Origin of the sequence: Paracoccus sp. ME4 (genome assembly GCF_046736325.1) — a bacterium.
In the GTDB taxonomy this organism is placed as follows: domain Bacteria; phylum Pseudomonadota; class Alphaproteobacteria; order Rhodobacterales; family Rhodobacteraceae; genus Paracoccus.
Genome location: NZ_CP151276.1, coordinates 2,107,450 through 2,129,408, shown reverse-complemented (window position 1 = coordinate 2,129,408; position 21,959 = coordinate 2,107,450). Strand labels below are relative to the sequence as shown.

The window sequence follows — 21,959 nt, the reverse complement described above, 5'->3', positions numbered from 1 at the left end:
CAGGAGGCACCATGAACCCGCAACTGACCCGCTGGACCGGCCCCGAGGGGCTGCCGCGCTTCGACCTGATCCGCGACACCGACTTCGCCCCGGCCTTCGATGCCACGCTGGCCCAGGCCGAGGCCGCGCATGAGGCGATCGCCGCCAACCCGGAGGCGCCCGACTTCGCCAACACCATCGCCGCGATGGAGCTGGCCGATGAGGGGCTGAACCGGGTCCTGTCGGTCTTCTACACGCTGGCGGGGGTCGATTCGAACGACGCGCGCCAGGCGTTGCAGCGCGATTTCGCGCCGCGCCTGGCGGAATATGGCAGCCGGATCAGCATGGACCCGCGCCTCTACGCCCGCGTCCGCGCGGTGGCCTCCGGGGCCGATGCCCTGGCCCCGGAGGATCGGCGCATCACCGAGCTGGCGCTGCGCGACCTGACGCGGGCGGGGGCGGGGCTGGACGCGGAGGGCCGGGCGCGCATGGCGCAAATCCGCGCCCGGCTGGCGGTTGTGACCACCGAATTCACCCAGAATGTGCTGACGGATGAGCGGGACTATGTCCTGCCCGTGGCCGATGACGCGCTGGCGGGGCTGCCCGACTGGCTGATCCGCGCCATGCGCGCCGCCGCGCGCGAGCGGGGGCGCGAGGGGCAGGTGGTGACGCTGAACCGCTCGCTGATCGTGCCCTTCCTGGAGCATGCGCAGGGCCGCGCGCTGCGCGAGACGGCGTTCCGGGCCTGGACCGCGCGCGGATCGGGGTCGGGCGCGGGCGGGCAGGCGACCGACAACCTGCCGCTGGTCTCCGAGATCCTGGCCCTGCGCCATGAGCGGGCGCAGCTGCTGGGCCATGCCGATTTCGCCTCCTACAAGCTGGAGACGCAGATGGCCGCGACGCCCGACCGGGTGCGCGACCTGCTGTCCCAGGTCTGGACCGCCGCCCGCGCCCGCGCCCTGTCCGATCAGGAGGCGCTGACCGCGATGCTGCATGCCGATGGCGTCAACGGCCCGCTGGAGGCCTGGGACTGGCGTCTTTACGCGGAACGCCACCGGGCGCGGACCCATGATTTCGACGCCGATGCGGTCGCGCCCTATCTGACGCTGGACGCGATGCTGGGCGCGGTCTTCGACGTGGCGCAGCGCCTGTTCGGGCTGGAGTTCCAGCCGGTGGAGGCGCCCCTCTGGGCGCCCGACGTGCGGGCCTGGCGGGTGACGCGGGATGGGGCGCTGATGGCGATCTTCGTGGGCGATTACTTCGCGCGGCCCTCCAAGCGGTCGGGGGCCTGGTGTTCGGCGCTTCAGGTGCAGCACAGGATCGGGGAGGGTCAGCGGCCCATCGTGGTCAATGTCTGCAACTTCACCCCGCCGGACCGGCCGGGTGGGCCGGCCTTCCTGTCCTGGGACGATGCGCGCACGCTGTTTCACGAATTCGGCCATGCGACCCATCACATCCTGTCGGACGTGACCTGGCCCTCGATCTCGGGGACCTCGGTGGCTCAGGACTTCGTGGAACTGCCCAGCCAGCTCTATGAGCACTGGCTGGAGCAGCCCGCGGTGCTGGACGCCCATGCGCGCCACCATGAGACGGGCGATGCCCTGCCTGCCGACCTGCGCGACCGGATGCTGGCCGCGGGCAAGGCCGGGGCGGGGTTCTCGACCGTGGAGTATCTGGAGAGCGCGCTGGTAGACCTGGCCTTTCACGAGGGCGCGCCTGCCGCGGACCCGATGGCGCGGCAGGCCGAGGTTCTGGCGGGGCTGGAGGCGCTGGCGGCGATCCCTATGCGCCATGCGACGCCGCATTTCGCGCATGTCTTCGCGGGCGACAGCTATGCGGCGGGTTACTACAGCTACATGTGGTCCGAGGTGATGGATGCCGATGCCTTCGCGGCGTTTGCCGAGACGGGCGACATCTTCGATGCGGCGACCGCGCGGCGGCTGGAGGAGACGATCCTGTCCAAGGGCGGATCGGCGCCCGCGGATCAGCTGTGGATGGCCTTTCGGGGCCGCATGCCGGGCGTCGATGCCCTGCTGAAAGGGCGCGGGCTGGACTGAGGCCCGCGCGACAGGAAGAAGGAGAAGACCCATGACCCCTATCCTGCCCGCCGCCCTGCTGGCGGTGCTGGCCCTTGCGGCCTGCAAGACCGAGACCGCCGGCGTTGCCGTGCCGCCCCCCGCGCAGGGCGGCGCGGCGCTGGTCGACGGCACCTATGACCTGCGGGCAGAGGCCTGCGGCGATCCGGCCTCCGAGACGCGGCTGACGCTGGCGGGGGAGAGCTGGCGGTTCTACGAGGCGCGCTGCACGCGCGGCGCGGTGGGGGCGGACGGATCGCTGAGCCTGAGCTGTTCCAGCGAGGGCATGACCGACACGCGCGCCCTGACCGCCGTGATGGAAGGCACGTCGCTGCGTGTGACCGATACGGGGGGCGCGCGGCTCTATCAGCGCTGTCCGGGCTGAAGGTGTGCGGGTCCGGGGGCGGGGGTGCCGACCGATGGTCGGCGTGCTGCCGCCCGGGCCGTTCGCGCCGCTGACGCGGCGCGGTTGCGCGGGGCCGGGGCGGTGGGCCCCGGCCCTGTGGCTTATTCGATCTCGACCAGGAGATCCTTGGCGTCGATCTGCTGGCCCGGCGCGACATGGAGCGCCTTGATCGTGCCGTCGCGATCGGCGTGCAGGCCGGTCTCCATCTTCATTGCCTCGATCGTCAGCAGCATGTCGCCCTGCGCGACCTTCTGGCCCGCGGTCACCGCGACCGAAGCCACGACGCCGGGCATGGGCGCGCCGACATGGCCCGCGTTCGCGGCATCGGCCTTGGGGCGCGCGGCCTGCGCGCCGGTGGCCTTGCGGTTCGGCACGCGGACCTGACGCGGCTGGCCGTTCAGTTCGAAGAAGACCTTGATCTGGCCGGTCTCGTCCGTCTCTCCCAGGGTCAGCAGGCGCACTTCCAGCGTCTTGCCGGGGTCGATCTCGACGCTGATCTCCTCGCCCGGCTCCATGCCGTAGAAGAAGCTGCGCGTGGGCAGGGTGCGGACCGGGCCATAGGTCCCGTGGCGCTGCATGTAGTCGGTGAAGACCTTGGGATACATCAGATATCCGGCCAGGTCCTCGTCATCGATGGTCTTGCCGTCCAGGATCTCGGACAGCTTGGCGCGTTCGGCCTCCAGATCGACGGGGGGCAGATGGGCGCCGGGGCGGTCGGTGATCGGGGCCTCGCCCTTGAGCACCTTGGCCTGGATCGCCTGGGGCCAGCCGCCGGGGGGCTGGCCCAGATTGCCGCGCATCATGTCCACCACCGAATCGGGGAAGCTGACATCCTTGGCGGGGTCCAGCACGTCGGCGGGCGTCAGATTCTGCGCCACCATCATCAGCGCCATGTCGCCCACGACCTTCGACGAAGGTGTGACCTTGACGATGTCGCCGAACATGCGGTTCACGTCGGCATAGGCCTGGGCGACCTCGTGCCAGCGATCCTCCAGCCCCATCGACCGGGCCTGGCCCTTGAGGTTGGTGAACTGCCCGCCGGGCATCTCGTGCAGATAGACCTCGGAGGCGGGCGATTGCAGGCCGCTCTCGAAGGCCGCATAGCTTTCGCGCACGCGCTCCCAGTAGTTGCTGATCGCGCGGATCGCGCCGATGTCGAGGCCGGTGTCGCGGTCGGTCCCGGCCAGCGCCTCGACCACCGACCCCAAGGTCGGCTGGCTGGTATTGCCCGACAGCGCGTCCATCGCGCAATCGACGGCATCGACGCCCGCATCAGCCGCGGCCAGGATCGTGGCGCCGCCCATGCCGCTGGTGTCATGGGTGTGGAAGTGGATCGGCAGGCCGACCTCCTCCTTCAGCGCACGGATCAGGATGCGCGCGGCGGCGGGCTTCAGGAGGCCCGCCATGTCCTTCAGGCCCAGCACATGCGCCCCCGCGGCCTTCAGCTCCTGCGCGGTGCGGACATAGTATTTCAGGTCGTATTTCGACCGGTCCGGGTCCAGCATGTTGCCGGTATAGCAGACGGTGCCTTCGCAGATCTTGCCGCTGTCGATCACGGCATCCATGGCGACGCGCATGTTCTCGACCCAGTTCAGGCTGTCGAAGACGCGGAACACGTCGACCCCGGTCTCCGCCGCCTGTTTCACGAAGAACTGAACCACGTTGTCGGGATAGTTGGTGTAGCCCACCCCGTTCGACGCGCGCAGCAGCATCTGCGTCATCAGGTTGGGCATGGCCGCGCGGATGTCGCGCAGGCGCTGCCACGGGCATTCCTGCAGAAAGCGATAGGCCACGTCGAAGGTCGCGCCGCCCCAGCATTCCACGCTGAACAGCTGCGGCAGGTTGGCGGCATAGCTGGGCGCCACGCGGATCATGTCGATCGACCGCATCCGCGTCGCCAGCAGCGACTGATGCCCATCGCGCATGGTGGTGTCGGTGATCAGCAGATGCTTCTGCGCGGCCATCCAGTCGGCCACGGCCTGCGCGCCCTGGGTCTCCAGCAGCTGGCGGGTGCCGGGGGCGGGGGCGGCCATGGGCGCGGGGGGCTGAGGCGCGCGGGCCTGGGCCGGGGGCAGGGCACGGCCTGCGGTCTCGGGGTGCCCGTTCACGCTGATATCGGCCAGATAGGTCAGGATGCGCGTCGCGCGGTCCTGACGCTTCTTGAAGTCGAAGAGGTCATCGGTCGTGTCGATGAACTTGGTCGTGTAGGTGTCGTCCAGGAAGGTCGGGTGCTTCAGCAGGTTGATGACGAAGTCGATATTCGTGCTGACGCCACGCACCCGGAACTCGCGCAGCGCGCGGTCCATGCGGCGGATCGCCTGGTCGGGGGTCTGCGCCCAGGCCGTGACCTTGACCAGCAGCGAATCGTAATAGCGCGTGATGACGCCCCCCGAATAGGCCGTGCCGCCGTCCAGGCGGATGCCCATGCCGGTGGCGGACCGATAGGCGGTGATGCGGCCGTAATCGGGGATGAAGTTGTTCTGCGGGTCCTCGGTCGTCACCCGGCATTGCAGGGCATGGCCCGACAGGGTGATGTCGCCTTGGCTGGCATGGCCCGTGGCGCTGGCGAGCTTCTCGCCCTCGGCGATGCGGATCTGGGACTGCACGATGTCGATGCCGGTGACCTCTTCGGTCACGGTGTGCTCGACCTGGACGCGCGGGTTCACCTCGATGAAGTAGAACTGCTGGCTGTCCATATCCATCAGGAACTCGACCGTGCCGGCATTCTGATAACCGACCGCCTGCCCGATCTTCAGCGCCAGACCGCAGACCTCGGCGCGCTGCGCCTCGGTGAGGTAGGGGGCGGGGGCGCGTTCGACGACCTTCTGGTTGCGGCGCTGCACGGTGCAATCGCGTTCATAGAGGTGATAGAGGCCGCCATGCGTGTCGCCCAACAGCTGCACCTCGACATGGCGGGCGCGCAGGATCATCTTCTCCAGATAGCCCTCGCCATTGCCGAAGGCGGCCTCGGCCTCGCGGCGGCCCTCGCGGACCTTCTCGACCAGCTCGGCCTCGCTGTTGATCGGGCGCATGCCGCGCCCGCCACCACCCCAGGATGCCTTCAGCATCAGCGGATAGCCGACATCCGCCGCCTCACGCTTGATGGCGTCGAAATCCTCGCCCAGCACCTCGGTCGCGGGGATGACCGGCACGCCCGCCTCGATCGCCACGCGCCGCGCGCTGGCCTTGTCGCCAAGCGCGCGCATCGTGTCGGCGCGCGGACCGATGAAGGTGATCCCGGCCGCCACGCAGGCATCGACGAAATCGGGGTTCTCGGACAGCAGGCCGTATCCCGGATGGATCGCGTCGGCGCCCGACAGCTTGGCCACGCGGATGATCTCGGGGATGGACAGATAGGCCGCGACCGGGCCCAGCCCCTCGCCGATGCGGTAGGCCTCGTCCGCCTTGAAGCGGTGCAGGCCCAGCTTGTCCTCCTCGGCATAGACGGCGACCGTCTTCTTGCCCAGCTCGTTGGCCGCGCGCATCACGCGGATGGCGATCTCGCCCCGGTTCGCCACCAGAATCTTCTTGAACATGCCAAGCCCCCTTCCTCGTTGCCGAGCATCCTATCCGTGCTGCGATGCAGCGCAAGTGTTAGCGTTAACCAGAAGAGTCGGCAGCGCGCTCTGCGACCAAAGGCTGAGGGGCGATGCGGCGGTGGCCGTTGCGCCGCAGGCATGTTCCGGCTTCGTTCGCAATTGGAACTTGCTTTCCGGCCGCGCGTCCCTATCTCATGCGACTGGTCACGCGGGGATAGGCATGGAACAGAAGTTCATCGAGGTGCGCGGCGCGCGCGAGCACAACCTGAAAAACGTCGACATGGACATCCCCCGCGATCAGCTGGTGGTCATCACCGGCCTGTCGGGATCGGGCAAGTCGTCCCTGGCCTTCGACACCGTCTATGCCGAAGGGCAGCGCCGCTATGTCGAGAGCCTGTCGGCCTATGCGCGCCAGTTCCTGGACATGATGGGCAAGCCGGACGTCGATCATATCAGCGGCCTCAGCCCCGCGATCAGCATCGAGCAGAAGACGACCTCCAAGAACCCGCGTTCCACCGTGGGGACCGTGACCGAGATCTATGACTATCTGCGCCTGCTGTTCGCGCGCGCGGGCACGCCCTATTCCCCCGCGACCGGCCTGCCGATCGAGGCGCAGCAGGTCCAGGACATGGTCGACCGCACCATGGCCCTGCCAGAAGGCACGCGCGCCTATCTGCTGGCCCCCATCGTCCGCGACCGCAAGGGCGAGTACAAGAAGGAGCTGGCCGAGCTGCGCCGCCAGGGCTTTCAGCGCGTCAAGATCAACGGCACCTTCCACGAGCTGGACGAGGCACCGACGCTGGACAAGAAGTTCCGCCACAACATCGACGTGGTCGTGGACCGGATCGTGGTCCGCGAGGGTCTGGAGACCCGTCTGGCCGACAGCCTGCGCACCGCGCTGAACCTGGCCGACGGCATCGCGCATCTGGAGCTGGCGACCGAAGGCGACGCCGAGCCGGAACGCCTGACCTTCTCCGAGAAGTTCGCCTGCCCTGTCAGCGGCTTCACCATCCCCGAGATCGAGCCGCGGCTGTTTTCGTTCAACGCGCCGTTCGGCGCCTGTCCGGTCTGTGACGGTCTGGGGGTCGAGCTGTTTTTCGACGAACGCCTGGTCGTGCCCGACGCCGCCCTGTCGGTGGACAAGGGGGCCATCGCGCCTTGGGCCAAGACGAAATCGGCCTATCTGACCCAGACCATCAACGCGCTGGCCAAGCATTACGGCTTCGACAAGAAGACCCCGTGGAAGGACCTGCCCGACAGCGTCCGGCAGATGTTCCTGCGCGGATCGGGCAAGGAGGAGATCAACTTCCGCTTCGACGATTCGGGCCGGGTCTATCAGATCGCCCGCGTCTTCGAGGGGGTGATCCCCAACATGGAGCGCCGCCTGCGCGAGACCGACAGCGCTTGGGTGCGCGAGGAGTTCGAGCGTTACCAGAACAACCGCCCCTGCGGCGCCTGCGGGGGCTATCGCCTCAAGCCCGAGGCGCTGGCGGTCAAGATCGCCGGCAACCACGTGGGCGAGGTCGTGCAGCTGTCGATCCAGGAGGCGCTGGACTGGATCACCGACGCGCCGAACCACCTGTCCAAGCAGAAGGCCGAGATCGCCGCCGCAATCCTCAAGGAGATCCGCGAGCGGCTGGGATTCCTGGTCAATGTGGGCCTGAACTATCTGACCCTGTCGCGCGCGGCAGGCACGCTGTCGGGCGGGGAGAGCCAGCGCATCCGTCTGGCCAGCCAGATCGGCAGCGGCCTGACCGGGGTCCTCTATGTGCTGGACGAACCGTCGATCGGCCTGCATCAGCGCGACAACGACCGGCTGCTGACCACGCTGATGAACCTGCGCGATCAGGGTAATTCGGTCCTGGTGGTCGAGCATGACGAGGATGCGATCCGCCACGCGGATTACGTCTTCGACATGGGGCCGGGGGCGGGGGTGCATGGCGGCACCGTGGTCAGCAAGGGCACGCCCGCCGAGATCGCCGCCGATCCCGACAGCCTGACCGGCCAGTATCTGTCCGGCAAGCGCGCCATCGCGGTTCCGGAGGAGCGGCGCAAGGGCAACGGCAAGAAGATCACCGTGGTCAAGGCGACCGGCAACAATCTGAAAAACGTGACGGCGGAATTCCCTCTGGGCCGCTTCGTCTGCGTGTCGGGCGTGTCGGGCGGGGGCAAGTCCACGCTGACCATCGAGACGCTGTTCAAGACCGCCTCCCTGCGCCTGAACGGCGCGCGCCAGACGCCCGCGCCCTGCGAGACGATCAAGGGGCTGGAGCATCTGGACAAGGTCATCGACATCGACCAGCGCCCCATCGGGCGCACGCCGCGCAGTAACCCCGCGACCTACACGGGCGCCTTCACCCCCATCCGCGACTGGTTCGCGGGCCTGCCCGAGGCCAAGGCGCGCGGCTACAAGCCGGGGCGGTTCAGCTTCAACGTCAAGGGCGGGCGCTGCGAGGCCTGTCAGGGCGACGGCGTCATCAAGATCGAGATGCACTTTCTGCCCGACGTCTATGTCGAATGTGAGACCTGCAAGGGCAAGCGCTATAATCGCGAGACGCTGGAGGTGCAGTTCAAGGGCAAGTCCATCGCTGATGTGCTGGACATGACCGTGGAGGACGCGCAGGAATTCTTCAGCGCCGTCCCGTCGATCCGCGAGAAGATGGACGCGCTGATGCAGGTGGGCCTGGGCTATATCAAGGTGGGCCAGCAGGCCACGACCCTGTCGGGCGGCGAGGCGCAGCGCGTGAAGCTCTCCAAGGAGTTGTCGCGCCGGTCCACGGGCCGGACGCTGTACATCCTGGACGAGCCGACGACCGGCCTGCATTTCGAGGATGTGCGCAAGCTCCTGGAGGTGCTGCACGAGCTGGTCGATCAGGGCAACTCGGTCATCGTGATCGAGCATAACCTGGACGTCATCAAGACCGCCGACTGGATCATCGACATCGGTCCCGAGGGCGGGGACGGGGGCGGCGTCATCGTCGCCGCGGGCACGCCCGAGGAGGTCGCGCGCGTCCCCGAGAGCCATACGGGCCGCTATCTGGGCCCGATGCTGAACCCGGCCCGCAGCCGGGCGGCGGAGTGATCGGGGGCATCGCGGAAAAAAATCGCCGGGCGGTGTTTTTTCCTCTTGCACCCCCCGGCGGCAGACCGTAAATCACCGCTCACCGAAGGCGAGACGGTCACACGGATCGCAAGAGGAACTGGAGTGCGGGCGTAGCTCAGGGGTAGAGCATAACCTTGCCAAGGTTAGGGTCGTGAGTTCGAATCTCATCGCCCGCTCCAAAACAAAAGGCCGGACCTTCGGGTCCGGCCTTTTGTTTTGGAGCGTTGGAAGGACCCCCGAGAGGGTTGGTCGGCACTGGCGCAAAATCGGGAAAAGGAACACAGGGACGCTGGCTGCCAGGCCGACCCCCAGATCCGAGCGCCGAGGCGTCGAAAGCCCCCCGAGGTTGCGCCGCGCGCGCCTTGGGATCGTCTGGGTCCCGACCTGTCTGGTGCAGTTGGCTTGACACTGTCAAGGTAGGTGAAACATGACCCCTGTCGAAACGGCCCCGGCCGAGGGCGGCGTGGCGGCCCGTCTGGTTCAGGCCGGGCTGTCGATCCTGGCGGAAAAGGGCGCGGCGGGGCTGACGCTGCGGCGCATCGCGGCACGGGCAGGGGTCTCGCATGCGGCGCCCGCGCATCACTTCGCAGGGCTGCCGGGGCTGCTGGCGGCCATCGCGGCGCAGGGCTTCCGCATGTTCCACGCCGATCTGGAGGCGGTGGACCGCGACGTCCATCCGGACCCGTTCGACTGGCTGGTGCGCATCGAGGAGGTCTATCTGGGCTTCGCGGCGCGCCATCCGGACCTGTTCCGGCTGATGTTCAGCGCGCCCCTGCCGCCCGATCCGGACCTGGAGCAGGCGGTGCGGCGCACCCATGCCATCCATCTGGCCGCCTGCACGGCCGTGACCGGCCCCGAGCGGGCCGAGGCCATGCTGCTGGCGATCTGGGCGCTGACGCATGGCTATGCCATGCTGGGGCTGGCCCAGTGGAACGACCGGTTTCCGGCCACCAATGCCTCCTACCGGTCGCTGCTGCGGCTGCTGGTGCGCCCGGACGGGGCTTAGCCGTCCAGCCTGATGCGCGCGTTCTGCGGGTCGTGGGGGCTGTCCTCGGTCACCACGGCATCATACAGCTCGCGGAACATCCGCAGCTTCAGACGGGTGCCCGGCGCGGCCAGGTCGGGGCGGACATAGCCCATGCCGATCTGCTTGCCGAAAGCCACCGACCAGCCGCCCGAGGTCAGCCGCCCGACCTTCTGCCCGTCCAGGAACAGCGCCTCGCGGCCCCAGGGATCGGCATCCGCCGGCCCGTCGATCAGCAGCGTGACGCAGGTCGAGCGGAGGCCCTTGGCCTGCATCGCCGCCTTGCCGCGGAACTCCTTGCCCAGATCCACGAACCGGTCCAGCCCCGCCTCCAGCGGCGTCGCGTCCCGGCCCAGCTCGGTGCCGAAGGCGCGGTAGGACTTCTCCTGGCGCAGCCAGTTCTGGGCGCGCGCGCCGACCAGCCGCATGCCCGACGGCTCCCCGGCCTCGATCAGCCGGTCGAACAGGTGGTTCTGCATCTCGATCGGGTGGTGCAGCTCCCATCCCAGCTCGCCGGTATAGGCGACGCGGATCGCCATGACCGGCACCATGCCCAGCTCGATGTTGCGCATCGACAGCCACGGAAAGCGCTTGTTCGACAGGGCGCTCTCGGGCTCCGCATCGCGGATCAGGCGGGCCAGGATCGCGCGGCTTTCGGGACCGGCCAGCGCAAAGACGCCCCATTGCGTGGTCACGTCCTTTATATGGACATGGGCGCCGCCCGAGGCCATGAAATCCTCGGCCGTTTTCAGCAGGTTGTCGCGGTCGTAATCGGCCCAGGCCCCGGCGCTGACCAGGTAATAGTCCTGCTCTCCACGCCGCACGATCGTGTATTCGGTCCGCACCGTGCCTGCATCGGTCAGGGCATAGGTCAGGTTGATCCGCCCCACCTTGGGCAGCCTGTTGGTGGTCAGCCAGTCCAGGAAGGCCGTCGCCCCCGGCCCGGTGACGGTGTGCTTGGCGAAGGCCGTCGCATCGACCAGACCCGCCGTCTGGCGAACGGCCTCGGCCTCGGCCTTGGCATAGGGCCACCAGCCGCCGCGCCGGAAGCTGCGGCTGTCATGGTCGTCGAAGCCCTCGGGGCCGTAGTAGTTCGGACGCTCCCATCCGTTCACCTGCCCGAACTGCGCCCCATGCGCCGCCTGCCGGTCATAGGCGGGCGAGGTGCGCAGCGGGCGGCAGGCGGGCCGCTCCTCATCCGGGTGGTGCAGGATGAAGACGTGGTCATAGGCCTCCTCGTTCTTGCGGGCGGCGTATTCCGTGGTCATCCAGGACCCGAACCGGCGGGGGTCCAGCGAGGCCATGTCGATCTCGGCCTCGCCCTCGGTCATCATCTGCGCCAGGTAATGGCCCACGCCCCCGGCTGCGGTGATGCCGAAGCTGAACCCCTCGGCCAGCCACATGTTGCGCAGGCCCGGCGCGGGTCCGACCAGCGGGTTGCCGTCGGGGGTATAGCAGATCGGGCCGTTGAAATCGTCCTTCAGACCCACCGTCTCCGACGTCGGAATCCGGTGGATCATCGCCATGTACTCCTCCTCGATCCGCTCCAGATCCAGGGGGAACAGGTCGGCGCGGAAGCTGTCCGGCACACCGTATTCGAACCGCGCGGGCGCACCCTTCTCATAGGGCCCCAGGATCCAGCCGCCGCGCTCCTCGCGGACATACCACTTGGCGTCGGCATCGCGCAGGACCGGGTGTTCGGGGTTCCCCTCGGCACGCCAGCGCATCAGGGCGGGGTCGGGCTCGGTCACGATGAACTGGTGTTCGACCGGGATGGCGGGGATCTTGATCCCCAGTAGGCCCGCCGTGCGCTGCGCATGGTTGCCCGTCGCGGTCACCACATGTTCCGCGTGGATGTCATAGACCTCTCCGGACGGGATCAGGTTGCCGCCCCGGTCCACCATCTTTTCCACCGTCACAATCCATTCGCTGCCGGTCCAGCGATAGGCGTTCACCTGGATCTTGCGCTCGATCCGGGCACCCGCCATGCGTGCGCCCTTGGCCATGGCCTGGGTCACGTCGGCGGGGTTGATGTATCCGTCGGTCGGGTGGAACAGCGCGCCCTTCAGATCCTCGGTGCGCACCAGCGGCCAGCGCTCCTTGATCTGGGCGGGCGTCAGGAACTGATGCTCAATGCCGATGGTTTCGGCGGTGGCGGAATACAGCATATATTCGTCCATCCGCGCGTCCGTCTGCGCCATGCGCAGGTTGCCGCAGCGGGTGAAGCCCGCGTTCAGCCCCGTCTCGGCCTCGAGGCCCGCATAGAGCTTGACCGAATAATCGTGGATGTGGCTGGTCGCATAGCCCATGTTGAACAGAGGCAGCAGCCCCGCCGCGTGCCAGGTCGATCCGGCGGTCAGCTCGTCGCGTTCGACCAGCAGCGTGTCCCAGCCCGCGCGCGCCAGATGCAGCGCGATGCCGCATCCGACCGCGCCCCCGCCCACGACCAGAACCTTCACATGCGACGTCATCGCGCTCTCCTGTTGTCCCGTTTCGACAAGTCATGCCCCATCGCGGAAACGCCGCGTCCAAGGCCCCCGACCTCTGCGGGCGAAAAACGACATGGCCTTGCCCCGACCGGTCCCCGCGACTAGGGTGCCGCCCACGCTAGAAGGGGGGCCAGCATGGAGATCTGCCGCAGCATCGAGGCCATGCGCGCCTGGCGCCGCGAGGCGGGCCGTGTCGCGTTGGTGCCGACCATGGGCGCGCTGCATCAGGGGCACCTGACCCTGGTCGCGCGGGCACGCGACTGGCTGGACGGGCAGGGGGGCGGCCGGGTCGTGACCTCGATCTTCGTGAACCCCGCGCAATTCGGCCCGACCGAGGATCTGGACAAATACCCCCGGCAGGAGGCGCAGGACCTGGACCTGCTGCGTGATGCGGGCTGCGACGCGGTGTTCCTGCCGCAGGTGTCGGACATCTGGCGGCCCGGCGCGCAGACCCATGTGCAGGTCAGCAAGCTGGGCGGCATCCTGATGGGCCGGCTGCGCCCCGGCCATTTCCGCGGCGTGGCGACGGTGGTGACCAAGCTGTTCAACATCGTCCAGCCCCAGGCCGCGGCCTTCGGCGAAAAGGACTATCAGCAGCTGACCCTGATCACCCGCATGGTGGAGGATCTGGACATGCCCGTGACCATCCTGCCCGTGCCGACGGTGCGCGAGGATGACGGGCTGGCCATGTCGTCCCGCAACCAGCGCCTGATGCCCGAGGACCGCGCGGCGGCCCCGGTCCTGGCCCGCGCGCTGGACCATGCTGCGGCGTCGGTCCACATGGGCACGCCGGTCAGCCTGATCCGCCGACAGATCCGCACGATCCTCTCCTCCGAACCGCGGGCCGAGATCCGCTCCATCGACATCCGCGACGCCCGCGACCTGTCGCGCATCGCCGTCGTCGGCGGGCCGGTCGCGATCCTGCTGGCCGTCCGCTTTGGCGAGGTGCTGCTGATCGACCAGCGCACCGCCCATCCGTAAGGGGTTTCCCATGTCCGTCCACGCCGCCGTCCGCCGCATCACCGTCCCGCAGATCGCCGCCGCCAAGGGGCAGACGCCCATCGTCGCGCTGACCGCCTATACCGCGCCCATGGCCGCGATGGTCGACGCCCATGCCGACGTGATCCTGGTGGGTGACAGCCTGGGGATGGTGGTCCATGGCCTGCCCTCGACCATAGGGGTCACGCTGGAGATGATGATCCTGCACGGCCAGGCGGTGATGCGCGGATCGGCCCGCGCGATGGTCGTGATCGACATGCCCTTCGGAAGTTATGAAGAATCGCCGGAACAGGCTTTCCGCAACGCCGCCCGCGTGATGGCAGAGACCGGCGCCGGGGCCGTCAAGCTGGAGGGCGGGGTCCGCATGGCCCCCACGATCCGCTTTCTGGTCGACCGCGGCATCCCGGTCATGGCGCATGTCGGGCTGACGCCGCAGGCCACGAACACGATGGGCGGGTTCAAGACCCAGGGCCGCGACCCCGCGACCTGGCCCGCCTTCGTCCAGGACGCCCGTGCCGTGGCGGATGCGGGTGCCTTCAGCGTGGTGGTGGAGGGGGTGATGGAGGCCCTGGCGGACCAGATCACCGATGCGGTCGCCGTGCCGACCATCGGCATCGGGGCCAGCGCGCGCTGTGATGGGCAGATACTGGTGCTTGACGACATGCTGGGCCTGTCGGGTCGCGTGCCGCGCTTCGTGCGCCGCTTCGGCGAGCTGGGCGGGCAGGCGGATCAGGCCATCGCCTCCTATGCCGCTGCCGTCCGCGACCGCAGCTTTCCGGCCGAGGCTGAACTGTACCGCTGAGCGCGGGCGATCAGGAGTCGCGCGGTTCGAAATCGGCGGTGCGGGCCAGCGGCGACAGCGCCAGCGGGATCAGCAAGAGCCCGGCCAGCGCCAGATAGATCGTGCCCAGGCTGAACCGTTCGGCCAGGAACCCGATGCTGCCGGGCGCCAGCAGGATGCCGGAATAGCCCATCATCGTGACCACCGACAGGCCCATGCCCGCCGCCAGCCCCGGCACGTTCCCCGCCGCCGAAAACGCGATGGGCACCATGTTCGCGATGCCGATCCCCGCCAGCGCGAAGCCCGCGATTGCCGGCGCGGGGCTGGAGGACAGCCCCGCCAGCGCCAGCCCCGCCATGGCCACGGCCGAACTGGCGCGCAGCGTCGCGACCGCGCCGAAGCGCCGCCGCAGCCCGTCGCCCGCGAAACGCATCGCGGCCATCGTGCCCGCGCAGGCCGCAAAGCCCAGGCCCGCGACCGACAGCGACGCTCCCATCTCGCGCTGCAGATAGACGGCGGCCCAATCCAGGATCGCGCCTTCGGGGATCATCGCGGCCAGGGCCATCACGCCGATCAGCCAGGGCAGGGGGCTGCGCGGCAGGCGCAGCGGGGCCTTGGGCGCGCCGGCCTCGGGGGCGTCCTGCAGCAGCCGGGGCAGCGCCCAGAACAGCACCAGCGCGAATGCCGCGGTGATGGTCAGGGCATGGGCCATCTCGCCCATGCGCTGGATCAGCCAGCCCCCGGCGGCGGCCCCGGCAAAGGCGCCGAGGCTCCAGAACCCGTGGCAGGACGACATGATCGCCCGGCCGCGCGCGCGCTCCACGGCGACGGCATTGGCGTTCATCGCCACGTCCATGCCGCCGACCATGCCCCCGAACAGCACCACCGCCGCCGCGACCGTCCAGTAGGTCGGCGCCAGCGAGATCCAGATCATCGACGGCGCCGCCAGCCACGCGGCCAGCCGCACCGCGCGCGCCGATCCGGCCCGCGCGACCATCGCCCCGAAGAGCGGCATCACGCAGAGCGACCCCAGGCCCAGGCCCAGCACGATCACCCCGGCGCTGGCCTCGGTGATGCCGAGACGCTCCATCAGCACCGGGATCTTCGGCGCCCAGCTGCCCACCAGCAGGCCGTTCACGAAGAACAGGGCCGACACAGCCCATCGCATCGCCATCACAGCATCGCCGGCACGACCAGATCAGGGGGTCTGTGCCCGTCCGCGAAGGTCTTGATGTTGATGATCACCTTCTCGCCCATCTCGGCCCGGCCCTCGATGGTCGCGCTGCCCATATGCGGCAGCAGGACGACATTGGGCAGCTCGCGCAGGCGGGGGTTGATCTCGTGGCCATGCTCGAACACGTCGAGGCCCGCGCCCGCGATCTCTCCGGCGCGCAGCATGCGGGTCAGGGCGTTCTCGTCGATGACCTCGCCGCGCGAGGTGTTCACGACCACCGCCGACGGCTTCATCAGCTTCAGACGACGCGCGTTCAGCAGATGGAACGTGGACGGCGTGTGCGGGGCGTTAACGCTGACGATGTCCATGCGCGCCAGCATCTGGTCAAGGCTCTCCCACCAGGTGGCGCCCAGGGCCTCCTCGATCTCGGGGCGCAGGCGGCGGCGGTTGTGGTAATGGACCTGCATGCCGAAGGCATTGGCGCGGCGCGCGACCGCCTGGCCGATGCGGCCCATGCCCAGGATACCAAGTCTGCGCCCGCCCACGCGCCCGCCCAGATGCGCCGTGGGCGACCAGCCCTGCCAGCGCCCGGCCTGCATCTCGGCCAGGCCTTCAGGGATGCGGCGGGTCACGGCCAGGATCAGCGCCAGCGTCATGTCGGCGGTGTCCTCGGTCACGACGCCGGGGGTGTTGCTGACCAGCACGCCCCGCTGGCGGGCCGACATCACGTCGACATGGTCGATGCCGGCGCCGAAATTGGCGATCAGCTTCAGCCGCTCGCCCGCGCGGGCCAGCATGGCGGCGGTGATCTGGTCGGTGACGGTCGGCACCAGGACGTCGGCGTTCTGCATCAGCGCCACGATCTCGTCCTGGCTCAGGCGGCGGTCGTCCTCGCGCAGGGCCACGTCGAACAGTTCGGACATCCGCGTCTCGACCGCCTCGGGAAGGCGACGGGTCACGGCGACGCGCAGCTTGCTGCGGGACGCGGGGCTGGCGGGCATGGTCACCTCACTGTGTCTCGGTCACGGTCCTGTCGCAGTCACGGTCTTGTCGGTGCGGCCGTGTCGGCACGCCCTTTTCTTCCGCGGATGCTTTTGGCAAACTGCCCGCGTTGAGGGGCAGGCACAAGACCCCAGAGGGGCGCCCGCGCGTCCCGCGGCAGGACAGGAACGGACGGCGCATGACGGCATGGCTTGGCAGGACAGGCGCAGGGTTGGCCCTTGCGGTCGCGATTATGGTCGGACAGGCGCCCGCGCCGGTTTCGGCCCAAGCCGCCCCGGAGGCCGCCACCGGTCAGGGCCAGGCCGAGATGCGGGGGCCGGTCACCAACCTGCCGCTGCCGCGCTATGTCAGCCTGAAGGGCAACGAGGGCAACGCCCGGCGCGGTCCCAGCCTGTCGCACCGCATCGACTGGGTCTTCCGCCACGCGGGCATGCCGCTCAGGGTGGTGGCCGAGTTCGGCCATTGGCGCCGGGTCGAGGACAAGGACGGGGCCGGGGGCTGGGTGCATTACGCGCTGCTGTCGGGCGTGCGGACGGCGCTGGTGACCCAGGACATGCTGGAGCTGCGGACCCGGCCCAATCCGGATGCCGACATCGTCGCGCGGGCCGAGGCCGGCGCGATCCTGCGGCTGAACGAATGCGAACCCGACTGGTGCCGGGTGTCGGGCGGCGGACAGCGGGGCTGGGTGCCCAAGACCGCCATCTGGGGGGTGGACGCGACCGAGATCCGCGACTGAGCCGACCGCAGGATGCCTGCCGGACGGGCGGTTGCAACAAATCGCCGCGCTTTCGCGCGCGCCGGGCAATTGACCCCGGACGGCGGCGGGTCTAAACCGCACCCAGCCAACCCGTCGCGGGGCAAGCCATGATCCCCGCGACCGACAAGGGGATCGTCACCCGTGCAAAACATTACGCAGGACTATCTGCCCATCCTCGTCTTCGCGGCGATGGCCTCGGCGCTGGCGCTGATCTTGCTGCTTTCCGCATTCGTCATCGCGGTGCGCAATCCGGACCCGGAAAAGGTCAGCGCCTACGAGTCGGGCTTCAACCCGTTCGATGACGCGCGCATGAAGTTCGACGTGCGATTCTATCTGGTGTCGATCCTGTTCATCATCTTCGACCTCGAGGTCGCGTTCCTGTTCCCCTGGGCCGTCAGCTTCCAGGCGATCAGCGAGACCGCCTTCTGGTCGATGATGGTGTTCCTGGGCGTGCTGACCGTGGGCTTTGCCTACGAGTGGAAGAAAGGAGCGCTGGAATGGGCGTGATGGCAGGGGCGAACACCGCCGGACCCGATCGCGAATACGCGACCAAGGCCCTGAACGCGGAGCTGCAGGACAAGGGCTTCCTGCTGACCACGACCGAGGACATCATCAACTGGGCGCGCAACGGCTCGCTGCACTGGATGACCTTCGGCCTGGCCTGCTGCGCGGTCGAGATGATGCAGACCTCCATGCCGCGCTATGACCTGGAACGCTTCGGCACCGCGCCGCGCGCCTCCCCGCGCCAGTCGGACCTGATGATCGTGGCGGGCACGCTGACCAACAAGATGGCCCCGGCGCTGCGCAAGGTCTATGACCAGATGCCCGAACCGCGTTACGTCATCAGCATGGGCAGCTGCGCCAATGGCGGCGGCTACTATCACTACAGCTATTCCGTGGTGCGCGGCTGCGACCGGATCGTGCCCGTGGACATCTACGTCCCCGGCTGCCCGCCGACCGCCGAGGCGCTGCTCTACGGCATCCTGCAACTCCAGCGCCGCATCCGGCGCACCGGCACGCTGGTGAGGTGATCATGGCGACCCAGACCGACACCGACGCCCTGCACCAGCTGGCCGAGCACATCACCCTGCGCCGCGCCAACGAGGTCGTGGGCACCGAGATCGCCTTCGGCGAGCTGACCGTCACCGCGACGGCCAGCGGCATCCTGGACCTGCTGGACTTCCTGCGCAGCGACACCAGCTGCCGCTTCTCGACGCTGGTGGACATCACCGCAGTCGACTATCCGTCGCGCCAGCAGCGCTTCGACGTGGTCTGGCACCTGCTGTCGATGTACCAGAACCACCGCATCCGCGTGAAGGTCGCGATCCGCGAGGACGAGATGCTGCCGACGCTGACCGGCATCTATCCCGCCGCGAACTGGTTCGAGCGCGAGATCTTCGACATGTTCGGCATCCTGTTCACGGGCCATCCGGACATGCGCCGCATCCTGACGGATTACGGCTTCTCGGGGCATCCGCTGCGCAAGGACTTTCCGACCACCGGCTATGTCGAGGTCCGCTACGACGATGCCGAGAAGCGCGTCGTCTACGAACCCGTCAGCCTGGTGCAGGAATACCGCCAATTCGATTTCCTGTCGCCCTGGGAAGGCGTGCAATACGCCCTGCCCGGCGACGAGAAGGGGGCCGCGAAATGATGGACGGCGACATCCGCATCAACCAGTATGACGACGGCAGCGAGGACCGCCTGACCGGCGAGCAGCGCATCCGCAACTTCAACATCAACTTCGGCCCGCAACACCCTGCGGCGCATGGCGTTCTGCGCATGGTGCTTGAGCTGGACGGCGAGGTCGTGGAACGCGCCGACCCGCATATCGGTCTGCTGCATCGCGGCACCGAGAAGCTGATGGAGAGCCGCACCTATCTGCAGAACCTGCCCTATTTCGACCGGCTGGACTATGTCAGCCCGATGAACCAGGAGCATGCTTGGTGCCTGGCGATCGAGCGTCTGACCGGCACGGTCGTGCCGCGCCGCGCCAGCCTGATCCGGGTCCTGTATTGCGAGATCGGCCGCATCCTGAATCACCTGCTGGGCCTGACCACGGGCGCGCTGGACGTGGGCGCGCTGACGCCGCCGCTCTGGGGCTTCGAGGCGCGCGAGCAGCTGATGATCTTCTATGAGCGGGCCTGCGGCGCGCGTCTGCACGCGGCCTATTTCCGGCCCGGCGGCGTCCACCAGGACCTGCCGCCCGACCTGCTGGACGACATCGAGGCCTGGTGCGACCAGTTCCCGCAGGTGCTGGACGATCTGGACACGCTGCTGACCGAGAACCGCATCTTCAAGCAGCGCCTGGTCGATATCGGCATCGTCAGCGAACAGGACGCGCTGGACTGGGGCTTCTCGGGCGTGATGGTGCGCGGGTCGGGCCTGGCCTGGGACCTGCGCCGCGCGCAGCCCTACGAGTGCTATGACGAGTTCGACTTCAAGATCCCGGTCGGCACCAACGGCGACTGCTATGACCGCTTCCTGTGCCGGATGCAGGAGATGCGCGAATCGACCTCCATCATGCGCCAGGCGGTGCAGAAGCTGCGGGCCGAGGGCCCGGGCGACGTGCTGGCGCGCGGCAAGCTGACGCCGCCCAAGCGCGGCGACATGAAGCGCGACATGGAAAGCCTGATCCATCACTTCAAGCTCTACACCGAGGGTTTCCGCGTCCCGGCCGGAGAGGTCTATGCCGCCGTCGAGGCGCCCAAGGGCGAGTTCGGCGTATATCTGGTCAGCGACGGCACCAACAAGCCCTATCGCGCCAAGCTGCGCGCGCCGGGCTTCCTGCACCTTCAATCCATGGACTGGATGTCCAAGGGCCATCTGCTGGCCGACGTCCCGGCCCTGATCGCCACCCAGGATATCGTCTTCGGAGAGGTTGACCGCTGATGCTGCGCCGTCTGCACCCCGTCCAGCCGGACAGTTTCGAATTCACGCCTGCGAACCTGGAATGGGCGCAGGCGCAGATCACCAAATATCCGGAAGGTCGCCAGCAATCGGCGATCATCCCGGTCCTGTGGCGCGCCCAGGAGCAGGAGGGCTGGCTGAGCCGTCCCGCCATCGAATATTGCGCGGCGCTGCTGGGCATGCCCTATATCCGGGCGCTGGAAGTGGCGACGTTCTACTTCATGTTCCAGCTGCAACCCGTTGGGACCGTGGCCAATATCCAGATCTGCGGCACCACGACCTGCATGATCTGCGGGGCCGAGGACCTGGTCGCCGTCTGCAAGCGCAAGATCGCGCCCACCCCGCATACCCTGTCGGCCGACGGCAAGTTCAGCTGGGAGGAGGTCGAGTGCCTGGGCGCCTGCGCCAACGCGCCGATGGCCCAGATCGGCAAGGACTACTATGAGGACCTGACGCCCGAGAGCCTCGAGGCGCTGATCGACCGCATGTCTGCCGGAGAGGTTCCGGTGCCGGGCTCGCAGTCGGGGCGCTTTGCCTCGGAGCCTGCCAGCGGGCTGACGAGCCTTGCGGACCTGAAGGGGCAGGAGGGCCGCAACGCGAGCGTCCAGCTGGCCACCGATATCGGCGAGACGCTCAAGCGCATCGACGGGACCGAGGTGCCGATCCTGACAAAGTGGCGCCGCCGCCCCGAGGCCGCGGCCGATGACCAGACCGGCATCGACAGCGCGCCCGAGCGCGAGCCGCGCCCCTCGGATGGCGCGCCTGCCGACGCCACCGGCGTGACCGAGCAGGAGGCGCAAGCCAGTTCCGCCGCCCGCCCCGTCTCCAAGCGCGAACCGGCCGATGTCAGGGCCGACGACAAGGACCGCGACTAAGCCGCCACCGCCCGCCACCGCCACGAAAGGACGCCCCGCATGACACCCGCCAGCAAAACCACCGGAGCCGTCGCGGCGCTGCTGGTCTTTCTGGGCCAGGGCCTGTTCGGCAGCACCGGCTGGCTGGCGGCACTGGTTCTGGCGGTGCTGGCGGGGGCGATCCTCGCAGGCATGGTCAGCTGGATGATCGACGGAGGCCCGGCGGCCATGGACGGGGCGCATTGGGCGCCCGTGGCTGAGGCCGCACCCTTCGATCCGGTCGCCGCACCGGCCAGCGAGCCGGTCCCCGCGCCGCGGGCCGCCCCGACCATCGCCCCGTCGGGCGATGCGGTGCCGCCCGTGGTGGCCCGGGATCTGCCCGACCCGGCGCGCACGATCTATGGCCGCAAGCCGGCCGAGGCGCCCGAGAGCCTGCGCGGCATCAAGGGCATCGGCGTGAAGGTCGAGCAGGCGTTGCACGAGGCCGGGGTGACCCGGCTGGCGCAGATCGCGGCCTGGGACGATGCGCAGATCGACGCGATGGCCGCGCGGATCGGCCGGGGGGCGGCGCGCATCCGCAACGATGACTGGGTCGGTCAGGCCAAGGCCCTGACCGCCGCCCGGCAGGAGGGGGTCTGATGGCCGATCCTGCACAGGACGCCCGCCAGATGCGGCTGGTCGCGATCGTGATCGCGGTGACCATGCTGGGCTGGCTCGCCATCCAGGCGATCGGGGGCAATTATGACTGGGCGGCGGAGTGGGCCTTTCTGGCCGACCTTGCCGCCATCGGCGCTTTTGTCTGGTCGCTGATCGTGACCTGGCGTATCTGGCGGCGCAGGAATGCGTGACGCCGGGATGAGAGGACCT

General features: G+C 68.7%; 18 protein-coding genes and 1 tRNA gene. 15 read left to right on the top strand and 4 right to left on the bottom strand.

The genetic code is table 11. From position 1 onward, the window contains the following. The first annotated feature begins 11 nt into the window (after positions 1–11). Positions 12–2,036, top strand: coding sequence for a M3 family metallopeptidase (locus tag AACG61_RS10890; RefSeq protein ID WP_411837151.1), 2,025 nt, complete (start codon positions 12–14; stop codon positions 2,034–2,036). A 31-nt stretch (positions 2,037–2,067) separates the two neighbouring features. Beyond that, on the top strand, positions 2,068–2,439 hold the full coding sequence (locus AACG61_RS10885; protein WP_411837150.1) for a hypothetical protein: 372 nt from the start codon (positions 2,068–2,070) through the stop codon (positions 2,437–2,439). 122 nt (positions 2,440–2,561) lie between these two features. On the opposite strand, the gene AACG61_RS10880 is transcribed toward AACG61_RS10885, so the two are convergent. Then, positions 2,562–5,996: a pyruvate carboxylase gene (locus AACG61_RS10880; RefSeq protein ID WP_411837149.1), complete on the bottom strand. Its 3,435-nt coding sequence runs from the start codon at positions 5,994–5,996 to the stop codon at positions 2,562–2,564. Between the two features lie 223 nt (positions 5,997–6,219). On the opposite strand from AACG61_RS10880, the gene uvrA reads away from it, so the two are divergent. The 3 genes from uvrA to AACG61_RS10865 all read left to right on the top strand — a co-directional run bounded on the left by uvrA (position 6,220) and on the right by AACG61_RS10865 (position 10,108). Further along, a complete protein-coding gene (gene uvrA / locus AACG61_RS10875; protein WP_411837148.1) occupies positions 6,220–9,081 on the top strand; it encodes an excinuclease ABC subunit UvrA in 2,862 nt (953 codons plus the stop codon). A gap of 125 nt (positions 9,082–9,206) precedes the next feature. Further along, a tRNA-Gly gene (locus AACG61_RS10870) sits at positions 9,207–9,281 on the top strand. 248 nt (positions 9,282–9,529) lie between these two features. After that, positions 9,530–10,108 carry a TetR/AcrR family transcriptional regulator gene (locus AACG61_RS10865; RefSeq protein WP_411837147.1) on the top strand — a complete coding sequence of 193 codons (579 nt, stop codon included), beginning with the start codon at positions 9,530–9,532 and terminating at the stop codon, positions 10,106–10,108. On the opposite strand, the gene AACG61_RS10860 is transcribed toward AACG61_RS10865, so the two are convergent. Beyond that, complete coding sequence (locus tag AACG61_RS10860) at positions 10,105–12,597, bottom strand: GcvT family protein (protein ID WP_411837146.1); 2,493 nt, start codon at positions 12,595–12,597, stop codon at positions 10,105–10,107. The two genes, AACG61_RS10865 and AACG61_RS10860, sit on opposite strands and share 4 nt — an antisense overlap. Before the next feature lie 153 nt (positions 12,598–12,750). Between AACG61_RS10860 and panC the strand changes: the two genes are divergently transcribed. Then, positions 12,751–13,596 carry a pantoate--beta-alanine ligase gene (gene panC / locus AACG61_RS10855; RefSeq protein ID WP_411837145.1) on the top strand — a complete coding sequence of 282 codons (846 nt, stop codon included), beginning with the start codon at positions 12,751–12,753 and terminating at the stop codon, positions 13,594–13,596. 10 nt (positions 13,597–13,606) lie between these two features. Continuing rightward, positions 13,607–14,416: a 3-methyl-2-oxobutanoate hydroxymethyltransferase gene (panB, locus tag AACG61_RS10850; protein WP_411837144.1), complete on the top strand. Its 810-nt coding sequence runs from the start codon at positions 13,607–13,609 to the stop codon at positions 14,414–14,416. 10 nt (positions 14,417–14,426) lie between these two features. On the opposite strand, the gene AACG61_RS10845 is transcribed toward panB, so the two are convergent. Both AACG61_RS10845 and AACG61_RS10840 read right to left on the bottom strand, forming a co-directional pair. Beyond that, positions 14,427–15,569, bottom strand: coding sequence for an MFS transporter (locus AACG61_RS10845; protein WP_411837143.1), 1,143 nt, complete (start codon positions 15,567–15,569; stop codon positions 14,427–14,429). Further along, entirely contained in the window at positions 15,569–16,570 is a 1,002-nt protein-coding gene (locus AACG61_RS10840) for a 2-hydroxyacid dehydrogenase (RefSeq protein ID WP_411837142.1), read from the bottom strand. Before AACG61_RS10840 ends, AACG61_RS10845 begins: the two co-directional genes overlap by 1 nt. 179 nt (positions 16,571–16,749) lie before the next feature. On the opposite strand from AACG61_RS10840, the gene AACG61_RS10835 reads away from it, so the two are divergent. The 8 genes from AACG61_RS10835 (at position 16,750) to AACG61_RS10800 (ending at position 21,940) form a co-directional block, all read left to right on the top strand. After that, positions 16,750–17,307: an SH3 domain-containing protein gene (locus AACG61_RS10835; RefSeq protein WP_411837141.1), complete on the top strand. Its 558-nt coding sequence runs from the start codon at positions 16,750–16,752 to the stop codon at positions 17,305–17,307. A gap of 210 nt (positions 17,308–17,517) precedes the next feature. Further along, positions 17,518–17,835 (top strand): NADH-quinone oxidoreductase subunit A, encoded by a 318-nt coding sequence (gene ndhC / locus AACG61_RS10830; RefSeq protein ID WP_405406484.1) that lies wholly within the window; start codon positions 17,518–17,520, stop codon positions 17,833–17,835. Beyond that, a complete protein-coding gene (locus AACG61_RS10825) occupies positions 17,835–18,359 on the top strand; it encodes a NuoB/complex I 20 kDa subunit family protein (protein ID WP_176695081.1) in 525 nt (174 codons plus the stop codon). Before ndhC ends, AACG61_RS10825 begins: the two co-directional genes overlap by 1 nt. Positions 18,360–18,361: 2 nt before the next feature. Then, on the top strand, positions 18,362–18,982 hold the full coding sequence (locus tag AACG61_RS10820) for an NADH-quinone oxidoreductase subunit C (RefSeq protein WP_411837140.1): 621 nt from the start codon (positions 18,362–18,364) through the stop codon (positions 18,980–18,982). After that, on the top strand, positions 18,979–20,220 hold the full coding sequence (locus AACG61_RS10815) for an NADH-quinone oxidoreductase subunit D (RefSeq protein ID WP_411837139.1): 1,242 nt from the start codon (positions 18,979–18,981) through the stop codon (positions 20,218–20,220). The genes AACG61_RS10820 and AACG61_RS10815 overlap by 4 nt, the downstream gene beginning before the upstream one ends. Next, positions 20,220–21,113: an NADH-quinone oxidoreductase subunit NuoE gene (gene nuoE / locus AACG61_RS10810; RefSeq protein ID WP_411837138.1), complete on the top strand. Its 894-nt coding sequence runs from the start codon at positions 20,220–20,222 to the stop codon at positions 21,111–21,113. The genes AACG61_RS10815 and nuoE overlap by 1 nt, the downstream gene beginning before the upstream one ends. A gap of 39 nt (positions 21,114–21,152) precedes the next feature. Further along, positions 21,153–21,731, top strand: a complete 579-nt coding sequence (locus AACG61_RS10805) for a hypothetical protein (RefSeq protein ID WP_411837137.1) — start codon at positions 21,153–21,155, stop codon at positions 21,729–21,731. Continuing rightward, complete coding sequence (locus AACG61_RS10800; RefSeq protein WP_411837136.1) at positions 21,731–21,940, top strand: DUF5337 domain-containing protein; 210 nt, start codon at positions 21,731–21,733, stop codon at positions 21,938–21,940. Before AACG61_RS10805 ends, AACG61_RS10800 begins: the two co-directional genes overlap by 1 nt. Positions 21,941–21,959 lie beyond the last annotated feature (19 nt).